Annotated in this window: 11 protein-coding genes and 4 pseudogenes; 7 read left to right on the forward strand and 8 right to left on the reverse strand. The window is 68.4% G+C overall.

What is annotated here, in order from left to right:
* Nucleotides 1-79 precede the first annotated feature (79 nt).
* A complete protein-coding gene (locus KIV56_RS04860) occupies nt 80-676 on the forward strand; it encodes a TetR/AcrR family transcriptional regulator (protein WP_281535363.1) in 597 nt (198 codons plus the stop codon).
* Nucleotides 677-773: 97 nt separating this feature from the next.
* Here KIV56_RS04860 and KIV56_RS04865 read toward each other — a convergent pair whose 3' ends face one another.
* From KIV56_RS04865 to KIV56_RS04880, 4 genes and pseudogenes are all read right to left on the reverse strand, one after another.
* Nucleotides 774-1,538: a fumarylacetoacetate hydrolase family protein gene (locus KIV56_RS04865; RefSeq protein WP_281535364.1), complete on the reverse strand. Its 765-nt coding sequence runs from the start codon at nt 1,536-1,538 to the stop codon at nt 774-776.
* A pseudogene (locus tag KIV56_RS04870) lies at nt 1,535-2,692 on the reverse strand (branched-chain amino acid aminotransferase). The gene KIV56_RS04865 and the pseudogene KIV56_RS04870 overlap by 4 nt, the downstream one beginning before the upstream one ends.
* Nucleotides 2,689-3,770 (reverse strand): annotated as a pseudogene (locus KIV56_RS04875) (3-isopropylmalate dehydrogenase). The pseudogenes KIV56_RS04870 and KIV56_RS04875 overlap by 4 nt, the downstream one beginning before the upstream one ends.
* A 98-nt stretch (nt 3,771-3,868) precedes the next feature.
* Nucleotides 3,869-5,320: pseudogene (locus tag KIV56_RS04880) on the reverse strand (MFS transporter).
* On the opposite strand from KIV56_RS04880, the gene KIV56_RS20215 reads away from it, so the two are divergent.
* Together KIV56_RS20215 and KIV56_RS04885 are read left to right on the forward strand one after the other, a co-directional pair.
* Nucleotides 5,202-5,480, forward strand: a complete 279-nt coding sequence (locus KIV56_RS20215) for a hypothetical protein (RefSeq protein ID WP_432432657.1) — start codon at nt 5,202-5,204, stop codon at nt 5,478-5,480. The pseudogene KIV56_RS04880 and the gene KIV56_RS20215 overlap by 119 nt on opposite strands.
* Nucleotides 5,481-5,484: 4 nt before the next feature.
* A complete protein-coding gene (locus KIV56_RS04885; RefSeq protein ID WP_281535365.1) occupies nt 5,485-6,078 on the forward strand; it encodes a TetR/AcrR family transcriptional regulator in 594 nt (197 codons plus the stop codon).
* Here KIV56_RS04885 and serA read toward each other — a convergent pair.
* Nucleotides 6,068-7,660, reverse strand: a complete 1,593-nt coding sequence (serA, locus tag KIV56_RS04890; protein WP_281535366.1) for a phosphoglycerate dehydrogenase — start codon at nt 7,658-7,660, stop codon at nt 6,068-6,070. The two genes, KIV56_RS04885 and serA, sit on opposite strands and share 11 nt — an antisense overlap.
* Nucleotides 7,661-7,756: 96 nt before the next feature.
* Between serA and KIV56_RS04895 the strand changes: the two genes are divergently transcribed.
* Nucleotides 7,757-8,161: a DoxX family protein gene (locus tag KIV56_RS04895; protein ID WP_281535367.1), complete on the forward strand. Its 405-nt coding sequence runs from the start codon at nt 7,757-7,759 to the stop codon at nt 8,159-8,161.
* 27 nt (nt 8,162-8,188) lie between these two features.
* On the opposite strand, the gene KIV56_RS04900 is transcribed toward KIV56_RS04895, so the two are convergent.
* The 3 genes from KIV56_RS04900 to KIV56_RS04910 form a co-directional block, all read right to left on the reverse strand.
* Nucleotides 8,189-8,608, reverse strand: coding sequence for a hypothetical protein (locus tag KIV56_RS04900; RefSeq protein ID WP_281535368.1), 420 nt, complete (start codon nt 8,606-8,608; stop codon nt 8,189-8,191).
* The gene (locus KIV56_RS04905) at nt 8,605-8,895 is read right to left on the reverse strand and encodes a hypothetical protein (protein WP_281535369.1); all 291 of its coding nucleotides are present in this window, start codon (nt 8,893-8,895) and stop codon (nt 8,605-8,607) included. Before KIV56_RS04905 ends, KIV56_RS04900 begins: the two co-directional genes overlap by 4 nt.
* Nucleotides 8,896-9,193: 298 nt before the next feature.
* Nucleotides 9,194-10,069 (reverse strand): FCD domain-containing protein, encoded by an 876-nt coding sequence (locus tag KIV56_RS04910; protein WP_281535370.1) that lies wholly within the window; start codon nt 10,067-10,069, stop codon nt 9,194-9,196.
* A gap of 197 nt (nt 10,070-10,266) precedes the next feature.
* Between KIV56_RS04910 and KIV56_RS04915 the strand changes: the two genes are divergently transcribed.
* The 3 genes and pseudogenes from KIV56_RS04915 (at nt 10,267) to KIV56_RS04925 (ending at nt 12,483) form a co-directional block, all read left to right on the forward strand.
* Nucleotides 10,267-11,157: a carbon-nitrogen hydrolase family protein gene (locus tag KIV56_RS04915; protein ID WP_281535371.1), complete on the forward strand. Its 891-nt coding sequence runs from the start codon at nt 10,267-10,269 to the stop codon at nt 11,155-11,157.
* Between the two features lie 35 nt (nt 11,158-11,192).
* Nucleotides 11,193-11,594 (forward strand): annotated as a pseudogene (locus tag KIV56_RS04920) (APC family permease); the annotation flags it as partial.
* A gap of 49 nt (nt 11,595-11,643) precedes the next feature.
* A complete protein-coding gene (locus KIV56_RS04925) occupies nt 11,644-12,483 on the forward strand; it encodes an APC family permease (RefSeq protein ID WP_281536073.1) in 840 nt (279 codons plus the stop codon).
* Nucleotides 12,484-12,547: the final 64 nt, after the last annotated feature.

The raw sequence follows: 12,547 nt of genomic DNA on the forward strand, positions 1-12,547 counted from the left end.
TTGTACCGACTGGTTTACTATATGCTGGATCGAACGGTACACAAAAACCGTCCACTGACTGGAGACCGAAATGGGCCGCATGCCGAGCTTTGATGCTCCCGTCGTCGTGACCGCGGCGCGCGACCTCTTCTGGGACCGCGGCTTCGAGGCGGCGTCCCTGGCCGACCTCGAGCGGGTCACCGGGCTGGGCCGCTCGAGCCTGTACCACGCGTTCGGGAGCAAACGCGGGCTCTTCGACGCTGCGGTCGCGGACTACCTGGAGACGGTCATCCGCCCGCGCCTGCGCCCACTTCTCGCCGAGTCGGCGGGCCGTGCGGCCCTGCTCGAGTACTACGGCGGCCTGAGCCTGGCCGTTGCCTCGCTTCCGGCGGATTCACCCCGCCGGGGCTGCCTGCTGGTCAACTGTGCCGCGGGACTCGCCGGGCACGACGACCTGGCCAGGAAGGTCGTCGACGATTACCGCTCAGAGCTCACGGCGGCGCTGCGCCATGCCCTCGCGGGAGCCGCGGCCGAGACCACACCGGGCACGGATGCCGCGACCGCGGTCCTCGAAGAACGCGCCCGCACCCTCGCCTCGCTGTCGATGAGCGTCATGTTGCTCGCCCGGGTGAACCGGGACGAGTCGCTCGCGCTCCTCGCCACGGCCGCCGCCCAGGTCCGCTCCTGGCACCCCTGACGAATTCGACGGAGTTTTTGCCCGGAAAGCGCTTAAATCGCGTTCCCACGTGCCGAAAACCCAAAATCTCCGTCGAATTCGTTCGGGGCAGGTGGGGCTAGAGGCGCTTGACCGGGTTCGTCAGGATGCCGATGCCCGGGATCTCGATCTGCACCGCGTCGCCGTCGTGGACCTTTTCGGCCCGGTCAGGGGCGCCCGTGAGGATCACGTCGCCCGGCAGGAGCGTGAAGACGCTCGACACGAACGCGACGACCTCGGCGATGGAGTGCTTGTAGAGCGCAGCCGTCCCCTTCTGGAACTTCTCGCCGTTGACCCGGCCGGTCAGGTGCAGGCTGTTCCAGTCGTACTCGGTGTCGATGACGGGGCCGAGCGGGCAGAACGAGTCGAAGCTCTTGGCGCGGGCGAGCTGGCCGTCGCGCTCGAGGAGATCCCGCGCTGTGACGTCGTTCGCGATGGTGTACCCGAAGATGACGTCCTCGGCGTTCTCGACCGTCACGTTCTTCGCGATCTTGCCGATCACGATGGCAAGCTCGCCTTCGACGCGCACGTCGTGGGACTGCGCGGGCAGGAAGATCGGGTCGTCCGGGCCGATGACCGCGGTGTTCGGCTTGAGGAAGAACAGCGGCTCCCGCGGTTCGGCGTGCTCGCGTTCCTCGTCGTCGGAGTAGAACGCGTGCGCCATGCCGACGATCTTGGACCGCGGGATCACGGGTGCGAGCAGTTTCACGTCGCGCAGGGCGACCCGGTCGCCGGTGGGATCGTACCCGGCGAACATCGGGTCGCCCTTGAGCACGACGAGTTCATCGTCGTCGACGATGCCGAAGGCGATCACGCCCTCCTGGCTGAACCGCGCGACCTTCACGCCTGGTCCGCGGGCACGTCGAGGCGGGTGAGCCAGCCGTGCCGGTCGGGCAGCCGCCCGTACTGGATGTCGGTCAGGCTCCTGGCGGAGGGCCATCGTGAGCGTGCCGGCCGGGGCATCCGCGTCGCCGATGGCCAGGCCGTCAGGGCCCTTGAGCCTGCGAGATCGGGGTGACCACAGCGGCGGTGCCGCACGCGAACACCTCGGTGATGGCACCGGATGCGATTCCGTCGCGCCAGTCGTCCAGGGTCACGTCGCGCTCCTCGACGGTCAGTCCGCGGTCGCGGGCGAGCTGGATGATGCTGTCGCGTGTGACACCCTCGAGGATGGTGCCGGTCAGCCGCGGGGTGACGAGCGTGTCGGTGCCGTAGACGAAGAAAACGTTCATGCCGCCGAGTTCGTCGATGTGCGAACCGGTCTCCCCGTCGAGGAAGAGCACCTGGGCGCAATCGTTGTCGTAGGCCTGCATCTGCGGCAGGAGCGAGGCTGCGTAGTTGCCGCCGCACTTCGCGGCTCCGGTGCCGCCGCGGCCGGCGCGGGCGTATTCGGTCGAGAGCCAGATCTTGATCGGGGCCACGCCGTTGGCGAAGTAGGCGCCGGCGGGGCTCGCGATGACGTAGTAGCCGACCTTGTGGGCGGCGCGCACGCCGAGGAAGCTCTCGTTCGCGATCATGAACGGCCGCAGGTACAGGCTCGTCTCGTGGTCCGACGGCACCCAGTCGCCGTCGACGGCGATCATCTGCCGGATGGATTCGATGAAATCGCTCTCGGAGAGCTCCGGCAGGGCGAGCCTGCGTGCCGAACGCTGCAGCCGGTCGGCGTTCTTCTCCGGGCGGAAAGTCCAGATCGAGCCGTCCGCGTGGCGGTAGGCCTTGAGGCCCTCGAAGATCTCCTGGCCGTAGTGCAGCACCGATGAGGCCGGGTCGAGCCTGCAACGGGCCGTACGGGATGACCCGGGCGTCGTGCCAGCCCTCCTCGACGGTCCAGTCGATCGAGACCATGTGGTCGGTGAACTTCTTGCCGAAACCGGGGTCGGCGAGGATCTCCTCGCGCTCGGCCCTCGTGCGCGCCATCGTGGACGGCGTCAGGCTGAAGGTCAGCGGGAAAGCGCCCGTTGTCGTGGTGGTGGTGTCGCTCAGTGCTGCCTGGCTCATTGGAGTCCCTTGTCTGTCATTCGAGTCACGATGGCGTCGCCCACCTCGGTGGTACCGCGCGACGCCGTGAATGCCCCATTTTCCGTACGGGCCGCGATATCGGCGACCACCGCGTCCCGAACCCGGGCCGCGGCATCCGTCAAGCCCAGGTGATCGAGCAGAAGGGCGACGGAAAGGATGGCGGCCGTCGGATCCGCAAGCTGCTTGCCCGCGATGTCGGGGGCCGAACCGTGCACCGGTTCGAACATGCTCGGGAACCGGCCGTCCGGGTTGATGTTCCCGGATGCTGCCAGGCCGATGCCGCCGCTGATTGCGGCCGCCAGGTCGGTGAGGATGTCGCCGAAGAGGTTGTCCGTGACGATGACATCAAATCTACTCGGATTTGAGACGAGGAAAATCGTCGCGGCATCCACGTGCAGGTAGTCGACGGTCACGTCCGGGTATTCGGCGGCGACGGTCGTCACGATCCGCTGCCACAGGCCGCCGGCGAAAACGAGCACGTTGGTCTTGTGCACGAGGGTCAGGTGCCGGGCGGCGCGGCCCTGGGCGACCTCGAAGGCGTAGCGCACGACGCGTTCGACGCCGAAGGCGGTGTTGACCGAGACCTCATTGGCGACTTCGTGCGCGGTGCCCTGGCGGATGGCGCCGCCGTTGCCGACGTACGGCCCTTCCGTGCCCTCCCGCACGACGACGAAGTCGACGTTGCCTGGGGCCGCGAGCGGGCTCGGCACACCGGGGAAGAGCACGCTCGGTCGCAGGTTGACGTAGTGGTCGAGGGAGAAGCGCAGCTTGAGCAGGAGTCCCCGCTCGATGTTCGCGTTCGCGAGGCGCGGGTCCCCGGGCACTCCCCGACGGCGCCGAGCAGGATGGCGTCGTGGGCGGCGATCGACCCGAGGTCCTCGTCGGTGAGTACGTCGCCCGTCTCGAGGAACCGGGTCGCGCCGAGCGAGAACCAGGTCAGCGCGAACTCGACGTCGTCGGTCGCTGTCGCGGCGCTGAGCACCTTGACGGCTTCCGCGACGACTTCGGGCCCGATCCCGTCTCCGGGAATGACGGCGAGCTTGATGTGACGGGGCATGGGACTCCTGGGGGCTCGGAATGCTGTACCCAAACCCTACTGCGACGCGTCAGGTCGGGTGATCCCCGCATCGCCGCCGGCCCCGGCTCGGCGCCGGTTCAGCGTGCCGAGCGCAACGCGACGAGGGCGACCACGGCCGCCACGACCACGAGACCGGCACCGATCCAGGCGGTCGGACCGATCCCGGTCAGGAAGGCCTCCCGCGCAGATTCCAGCAGCATCCGGCCGGCTCCCCCGGCAGCTCGGCCGCAACGGCGACGGCCCCGCCGAGGGTCTCCCCCGCGGCGGCCCGCTGTGCGGCGCCGAGCCCGTCGGGCAGCACCACCGCAGAGCGGTATGCCGAGGTGAGGATGCTGCCCAGCACCGTGGTGCCGAGAACAGCGCCCAGTTCGTACGCGGTTTCCCCGACAGCGGATGCCGCACCCATCTTCTCGGGCGGCGCGCTCGCCACGATCAGTTCGTTCGACACCGTCTCGGCGGCCCCGATTCCGATCCCGAGGGCGACGAAGGCGACGGCCACACCGGCGGCGCCGAATCCGGCGCCGCCAACCGCGAATGCCGCGTACCCGGCCGCAGAGACCACCAGCCCGAACGGGACCACGATCGACGGCCGGATCCGCTTGGCGATCGGGACGACGATCAATCCGGCCAGGATCATCGCCAGCAGGCCGGGAACAAGCACCAGGCCGGCAGCGAGCGGTTCCAGCCCGAGGACGAGCTGGAGGTACTGCGAGACGAAGAACAGTCCGCCGACGAGCGCTACGACGCTCAGGAAGTTGACCGCGACGGCCCCGCTGAACGAGCCGCGACGGAAGAGCGCCAGGTCGAGCATCGGCGCGCGGAGACGCCGCTGCCGCCGGGTGAAGAGCAGGCCGGCCACGAAGCCCCACCGCGATTGACGCGATTCCGGCGAGACCGAACCCGGTGTCGGCGAGCGTCTTGATGCCGAACACGATCGGGAACATCGTCACGAGTGACAGCAGGATGCTGGGCACGTCGATCGCGCCCGGGTTCGGGTCCCGGGATTCCGGCACGATCAGCGGCGCCACCACGAGCAGGGGCAGCAGCAGCGGGACGGCGAGCAGGAAGACGGATCCCCATTCCCCGTTCTCGAGGATGAGGCCGCCGACCACGGGGCCGAGTGCGCTTCCGGCCGCGAAGCCGCTGGCCCAGACGGCGATGGCGAGGCGGCGCTCGTTGCGCTCGGTGAAGACGGAGCGCAGCAGCGCGAGCGTGGGCGGCATCAACATCGCCCCGAAGATGCCGAGAGCCGCACGGTCGAGGATGAGCCATTCGATGCTCGGCGCGAAGGAGGCGATCACCGACATGACTCCGAAGCCCGCGGAGCCGATCAAGAGCAGGCGGCGGCGGCCGATCCGGTCGCCGAGGCTGCCCATCGAAACCAGCAGCCCCGCGAGCACGAGGGGGTAGATGTCGATCACCCAGAGCAGCTGGGTGCCGCTCGGCCTGAGCGCCTCGGAGATCTGCGGCAGGGCCAGGTTGAGCACGGTGTTGTCGATCGACACGAGCAGCACCGGCAGCATCAGCACCGCAAGGGCCCACCAGCGTCGCACAGGCGCGGTGCCGGGCTGGAGGAGGATCCGGGGGCGGGTCGGGGTTGACACGGTGCAACAACTTTCCGGGAGGGGACGGGTGGACCCGCCGCAGGAGGGGAACGGCACAAAATATACCGTCCAGACGGTACAGTAGCACCATGACACCCTCGCCCGTTCAGCCACCGCTCCGGTCAGCCGAGCATTCCCCGACCCGGACCCGGATCCTCGACGCGTTCACCGGGCTCCTGATCGACCAGGGCGAACGTTCGGCCACCCTCGAGAACGTCGCCGCTGCGGCCGGCCTCTCGAAGGGCGGGCTGCTCTACCATTTCGGATCGAAGGAAGCCCTGGTCCAGGGACTGCTCACCCGGCTGGAGGAGCTCGTCGCCGAGGACATCCTGCAGATCCGCTCAGCGGTGGCCGGCCCCGTCGACTACCTGATCCGCACCTCGATGAGCGAGGGCACGCCCCTGGACCGAACGATCGCGGGAGCCGTGCGCCTGGCGCAGGGATCTCATCCGCTCGCCAACACGGCAGTGGTCTCGATGCGGCGCCAGTGGCTGGCCGTGATCGAGGAGACCGTCGGGGATCCGGACGTCGCAGAGGCGATCCTGTTGATCAGTGACGGGCTGTACTTCGGTTCCACCATCACGAGCGCCGCCCATCCCGCCGCCGACGTGGTGTCGGCGGCGAGACTGGACCGGTTGCTCGCTGTGATCGGTCGGATGACCGAGCGAACGTCTACTCCGTGATGGCGATTTCCACCATCACGTCGGCCGAGATCGCGTCGCGCACGGTGGCGAGCAGGCTTGCCGAGACGGGTGAGTCGACGGTCAGCACGCTCAGCGCCTTGCCGCCGGCCTCGTGGCGGGCGATCTGCATGCCCGCGATGTTGATCTGGGCGTCGCCGAACTCGCGGCCGTAGACGGCGACGATTCCGGGGCGGTCGGTGTAGACCATCACGATCAGGTGCTCGGCGAAGGTGACCTCGACGTCGTACCCGTTGACCTCGACGATCTTCTCGATCTGCTTTGTTCCGGTCAGGGTGCCGGAGACGGAAACCTGTGAGCCGTCGGCGAGGGCGCCGCGAATCTGGATGACGTTGCGGTATTCCGGCGATTCCTTGTCGGTGAGCAGGCGGACCGCGATGCCCCGCTGCTCGGCGAGCAGCGGCGCGTTCACGTAGGAGACGGTCTCGCTCACGACGTTCGTGAAGATGCCCTTGAGTGCCGCAAGGCGCAGCACGCTCACGTCGTAGTCGGCGAGCTCGCCGCGCACGTCGATGTCCACGCTCGTGAGCGGGCGCTGCGCGGTGAGGCCGGAGAAGACCTGGCCGAGCTTCTCGACGAGCGGGATGCCGGGACGCACGTAGGGGTCGATGACGCCGCCGGCGACGTTGACCGCGTCGGGCACGAGTTCGCCGGAGAGCGCGAGGCGCACCGACTTCGCGACGGAGACGCCGGCCTTCTCCTGGGCTTCGTCGGTCGATGCACCGAGGTGCGGGGTGGTGATCAGGTTTTCCAGGCCGAGAAGCTTCGACCCGGTCGGGGGCTCAGACACGAACACGTCGAGACCGGCCCCGGCGATGGTGCCGGCGGTCAGGGCGTCGTAGAGGTCGTCCTCGTCGATGAGGCCACCGCGGGCGACGTTGATCACGAATGCGGTCGGCTTCATGAGCTTGAACTGCTCGGCGCCGATCATGCCGGTCGTCTCCGCGGTCTTCGGCATGTGGATGGTGACGAAGTCGGACTGGGCGAGGAGTTCCTCGAGCGTCACGGGCACGACGCCGAGCTGCTGCGCGCGGGCGGACGTGATGTACGGATCGAACGCGATGATCTTCGTGCCGAAGGCCTGCATTCGAGCGGCGATGAGGGCGCCGATCCGGCCGAGGCCGATGATACCGACGGTCTTTTCGTACAGTTCGACCCCGGTGTACTTGGAGCGCTTCCACTGCCCTTCGGCGAGGGCGCCGCTCGCGGCGGGGATATGACGGGCCAGGCTAATGATGTGGCCGACGGTCAGTTCGGCGGCGGAGATAATGTTCGAGGTGGGCGCGTTGACGACCATCACGCCGGCCGCCGTCGCTGCTTTAATGTCCACGTTGTCGAGTCCGACTCCGGCGCGGGCGATCACCTTGAGCAGGGGCGCTGCCGCGATGGCCTCGGCATCGACCTTCGTCGCGGAGCGCACGAGCACGGCGTCCGCCGTTGCGAGCGCGGCGAGCAGGGCCGGCCGGTCCGTTCCGTCGACTGTGCGGACCTCGAAGTCGGGTCCGAGTGCATCGACGGTTGCGGGTGATAACTCTTCAGCGATAAGAACGACTGGTTTTGACACGAAAACAGAACCTCCGATAGCAGCAGCAATTGTGGCTCGCGCCGCGACCGTGGGGCGCCAGTATTGCGTCGAGTCTATCGGCCGTAATATTCCCCAATGAGCACTGTTACGTTGGACACCCTCCAGTTCGTCCTGCGCTGCCTTCTGGCGGTGTTCTTCTTCGGCGCGGGGGTCACCCATTTCATCCCGGTGGTCCAGCGCACGATGGCGGCGATGATCCCGCCGGGACTCCGCTTCACGGGACTGTTCGGTGCGCGCGGCCCCGTGGTCCTCGTCGTCTTCACGGGCGTCTGCGAGATGCTGGGCGGCCTCGGCCTGCTCTGGCCGCCGACCATTGGACTGACCGGGCTCATGCTCGTGGTCTTCCTGATCGCGGTCTTCCCGGCCAACGCCTTCGCCGCCCGCGACCCGCAGCGCTTCGGTCGGGCCGCGATCCCGCTCCGGACCCGCGTCATCGAGCAGGTCGCTCTCATCGCCCTCGTCGTGCTCGCGATTCTTTGAGCCTGCGAAGCCGGTCCGCCCCTTCGATCAGACGATCAGGCTGCCGAGCCCGAACTGGTAGATGTCGAGGGCGAGGGCGGATGCGAGGGCCAGGCCCACGAGGAACAGGGCGGCCTGCGCGTAGAGCGGCCTGCCCCGCCCGATCCGGGCGGCGAGGAGGAAGACGAGGATCGGCAGGAGCACCCCGGCGATCAGGATTCCCCAGCCGAACCCGCTGAGCCGGGTATCGAGTGACCCGGCGGCGAGGTTGAGGCCGATCAGGTTCCCGAGGGCCGCCCAGACGTCCCAGGCGTAGAACAGGCCGAAGAACACGGCGACGACCAGGAACGGCCAGGAGGGCCGGCGGCGGGTGGCCGCAGCGTCGGAACCGGTCGAGCCGGTGCCGGACGTAGCGGTACCGGACGCATCGGCGCCGGACGGGTTCGGGTGTGCGATGGGCTCGCTCATGCGACGGCCCCTCCGCTCACGAGCAGCGGCAGGGGTGCGAGCAGCACGACGCCGAGGAGCAGCCAGAGGATCCGTCCGCGCGGCCGGGTCGGGGTCAGCCAGAGCGTCACCGCGAACCATGCGACGGGGGCCGCGATGGCGAGCCAGGTACCCAGGCTGAACATGAAGCTCGCGAGCGCGTCGCCGAGCGGGTTGTCGATCCGGCTCACGCCGATGAACCAGCCGATCGTGAAGAGCAGGTAGATGCCCCCGAACACTCCGAGGGAGATCAGGGTGAATGAGCTCATCGGCGAGCGTTCTGCGCCTCGGGCCGCGGCATCCGCTTCGATTGCGGCGGTCGGTCCCTTGACGCTCCAGCCGTCCGGCAGCGGGGCATAGACCGGTTCGGATACCGGTGCAGAGGCCCGAGTTGAGGCCGGAGCCTGAGAAACCGGGGTCTGACTCGACCGGCGTGCGCGAGTTCTCGCGGGCGTCGGCGTCCTCTGACCGGGTTTGCAGGGTCGGATCGTCGTCGCCGGCCCAGCCGAGCGCGTCGTCGTCGTCGCGCGGATTTCCGCCACGTGGTGCTGAAGTCATAGGGCCAGATTAGCCGTCGGAGTGCGGCGCCGCGTCAGGCAGCGGGTCAGGATGCCTGGAGGGGGGCGTGGTGGTCACCGCTGTCGGGGCAGCGTTCGGTGGCTGCGGCAGCCCCACGAACATGGTGTGGTGCAGGGCCTCGACGTGCGCGCGGGCGATGCGCACGGCATCCACAGGGTCGGAGCGGCGGAGCGCGGCAACGAGGTCGGCGTGGTCATCGTTGACCCCGTGCAGGAACGCGATCGGATAGGGCAGGAAGTACCGGTACAGCGCGGCGAGCGCTGCGCGATAGAGCGGAAGGGCGAAATCGAGACCGCTCGCGGTGGCGATGCCGACGTGGAAGCTCTCGTCGGCCAGGTGGTACTCGGTCCAGCTTGCCGCCGTGCGCATCCGGGCGATCTGCAGGTCGAGGGCGGCCAGGTCGGCGTCGGTCGCGGCGAGCGCGGCGTGGTGCGCGATGGCGCACTCGAGGAGCACCCGGCGGTCGATGAGTTCATGGACCTCGGCGGCGTCAGCGAGGTAGCTGCGGATCTCGGCGACGGCCGAGTGCGCGGGAACATCTGCGACGAAGGTGCCGCCGCCGCGTCCCCTGCGGCGCACGAGCACGCCCTCCTCCGCGAGGCTCTCGAGCGCCCGCCGGGCCGTGATCGGGCTGACGGCGAGCGCATCAGCGACGTCCTCGACGGGCGGCACTCGTTCGCCCGGCAGCAGCAGGCCGAGGTCGACGGCGAGGGCAAGCCGTGCCCGCACGGTGTCGATCGCCGCGAGGCGGGTGATCCCGGTGACCGAAGGCGCGGTCAGGGCCGCGAGGCCGGTCGGTGCGCTCCCGGACTGTGCACGCCCCGACGGCGCGTCGTCGCCGTCTCCGGGTATCGATATGGTCACGGCACAACAGTAATCGAACCGAAACGCGCTCGTAATGTTCAAAATGATCTAATTTGGGGGAACCCGAGAGGACACCATGACACGACGTCTCACGATCGCAGCCGTACAGGTACCACCGCAGGCTCATCGGGGCATCCGTCGAGCTGTTCGCCGCCGAATTTCGGGCCGTCCTGGCCGCGGTTCCGTCCATCGACCTGGTGGTCTTCCCCGAGCTTCATCTCTTCGGCTCCGCCGCCGATCGAGGGGAAACCGCCCCTGAGCCGGTCACCGGCGAGGAGCGCAACGCGACCTTGCGAGCATCCGCCCGCCCGCTCGATGGACCGCTCAGCGACGCCCTCGGAGCCCTGGCCCGCGAGGCCGGTGTCTGGCTGGTTCCGGGCAGCGTGTGCGAGCTCGGACCTGAGGGGGAACTGTTCAACACCGCCCTGGTCTACGCGCCGACCGGGGAACGGGTCGCCTCGTACCGGAAGATGTTTCCGTGGCGGCCGTTCGAGCCATACGACCCCGGGGACCGTTTCGTCGTCTTCGACATGCCGGGCGTCGGCCGCCTCGGCCTCTCCATCTGCTACGACGCCTGGTTCCCCGAGGTGACCAGGCACCTCGCCTGGCTCGGCGCCGAGGTCGTGCTCAATCTCGTGAAGACGACGACGGATGACCGCGCCCAGGAACTCGTGCTCGCCCGGGCTAATTCGATCGTGAACCAGGTCTTCACCGTCAGCGTCAATTGCGCGGGTCCCGCCGGCCGGGGCCGGAGCATCATCGTCGACCCGGAGGGCCTCGTGCTCGCTGAGAGCGCAGGCGCACACGCCGAGACCCTCGTCACGACCCTCGACCTCGAACATGTGACCCTGGTGCGTGACCACGGCACCGCGGGCACCAACCGGCCCTGGGCGCAGTTCGCAGACACGGATGCCGCGCTCGCGTTGCCCCTGTACGGCGGGCGGATCTCCCCCTCACGTGGCGGCCCCTGGCCAGCTCTCCCGCTTCTCCCGATTCCCCGACCGATTCCGCAGCACCCCTCACCCAGTAAGGACGACGACCCATGGCCTCTCCCGCGCTCCCCAGTCCCACCCTCACTCGCTCCCTGACGCTGTCCTCGGTCGTGATCTTCGGCCTGGCATACATGACGCCGATCATCGTCCTCGGGATCTTCGGCATCGTCGCAGAGGTCACCGGCGGCGCCACCCCCGCCGCATACCTGGTCGCCCTCGTCGCGATGCTCTTCACCGCCTCGAGCTACGGACGGATGGCCGCCGCGTATCCCGTCGCCGGCTCGGCGTACAGCTACGTGCGCCGCGCGATCGACTCCCGGGTCGGGTTCCTCGTCGGCTGGGCCGTGCTCCTCGACTACCTCTTCCTGCCCATGGTGATCTGGCTGATCGGCGGGGCCTATCTCGGGGCGCAGTTCCCCGGCGTGCCCGGGTGGATCTGGATCCTCGGCTTCATCCTCACGACGACCGCGCTCAACATCATCGGCATCCGGGTGGCGCAGAAGGCGAACTACCTTCTGATGGCCTTCCAGGTCCTCGTCATCCTGCTCTTCGTCGCCCTCTCGATCGGCTCCGTCGTCACGAATTCCGGCCCGATGGCCCTGTTCAGGCTCTGCACCGTTCTTCAGCGACACCGCAGGCATCAGCGGGATCTCGGCGGGGGCCGCGATCGCCGCATATTCGTTCCTCGGCTTCGACGCGGTGACGACACTCACGGAGGAGACGATCAACCCGCGTAAGACGATGCCGCGGGCCATCATGCTGATCGCACTGATCGGCGGGGCCATCTTCGTGCTCGTCGCGTACACGACCACTCTCGTGCACCCCGGCGGCGTGTTCGAGAACTCCTCGTCCGCCGCCTTCGACATCGCACTCACGATCGGCGGCAACGTCTTCGGCGCGATCTTCATCGCCGGCCTCGTACTCGGCCAGTTCGCCTCAGGGCTCGCCGCCCAGGCCGGCGGCGCCAGACTGCTCTACGCGATGGGCCGCGACGGCGTGCTCCCGCGCCGGATCTTCGGTGCGATCAGCGAGCGCTACCGCACCCCGGTGATCAGCATCGTCATCACCGGCGTTGTCGGGCTGATCGCACTGTTCCTCGACGTGGCCACGTCCACGTCGTTCATCAACTTCGGCGCCTTCACGGCGTTCACGTTCGTGAACCTCGCCGTGATTGCTTTCTTCGTCCGTGAACGGAAGGCCGGGATTCGTCACAACGTCTGGCTCTACGTCGTCATTCCCGCGATCGGCGCCGTCGTTGACGCGTGGCTGCTCACCCAACTCGACGTGAACGCCGTCACGCTCGGCCTGGTCTGGCTCGCTGTGGGAGTGGTTGTGCTCGCCTTCCTGACGAAGGGATTCCGCAAGGCTCCGCCGGAACTCGCCTTCGAGGAGGCAGAAGAGGCCGTCCTCGCCACCCCCTGACCCCTGGCCACAGCAAGAAAGGCGGGGCCCCTCGGATAGAGGGGCCCCGCCTTTCTTATGCGAT

Origin of the sequence: Cryobacterium breve (genome assembly GCF_027594785.1) — a bacterium.
Lineage (GTDB): Bacteria > Actinomycetota > Actinomycetes > Actinomycetales > Microbacteriaceae > Cryobacterium > Cryobacterium breve_A.

What these genes read in the sequence shown, in the direction of transcription:
- KIV56_RS04860 (WP_281535363.1), top strand. Translation starts at nt 80, where the DNA reads ATGCCGAGCTTTGATGCTCCCGTCGTCGTGACCGCGGCGCGCGACCTC.
- KIV56_RS20215 (WP_432432657.1), top strand. Translation starts at nt 5,202, where the DNA reads ATGTCGATCACCCAGAGCAGCTGGGTGCCGCTCGGCCTGAGCGCCTCG.
- KIV56_RS04885 (WP_281535365.1), top strand. Translation starts at nt 5,485, where the DNA reads ATGACACCCTCGCCCGTTCAGCCACCGCTCCGGTCAGCCGAGCATTCC.
- KIV56_RS04895 (WP_281535367.1), top strand. Translation starts at nt 7,757, where the DNA reads ATGAGCACTGTTACGTTGGACACCCTCCAGTTCGTCCTGCGCTGCCTT.
- KIV56_RS04900 (WP_281535368.1), bottom strand. Translation starts at nt 8,608, where the DNA reads ATGAGCGAGCCCATCGCACACCCGAACCCGTCCGGCGCCGATGCGTCC.
- KIV56_RS04905 (WP_281535369.1), bottom strand. Translation starts at nt 8,895, where the DNA reads ATGAGCTCATTCACCCTGATCTCCCTCGGAGTGTTCGGGGGCATCTAC.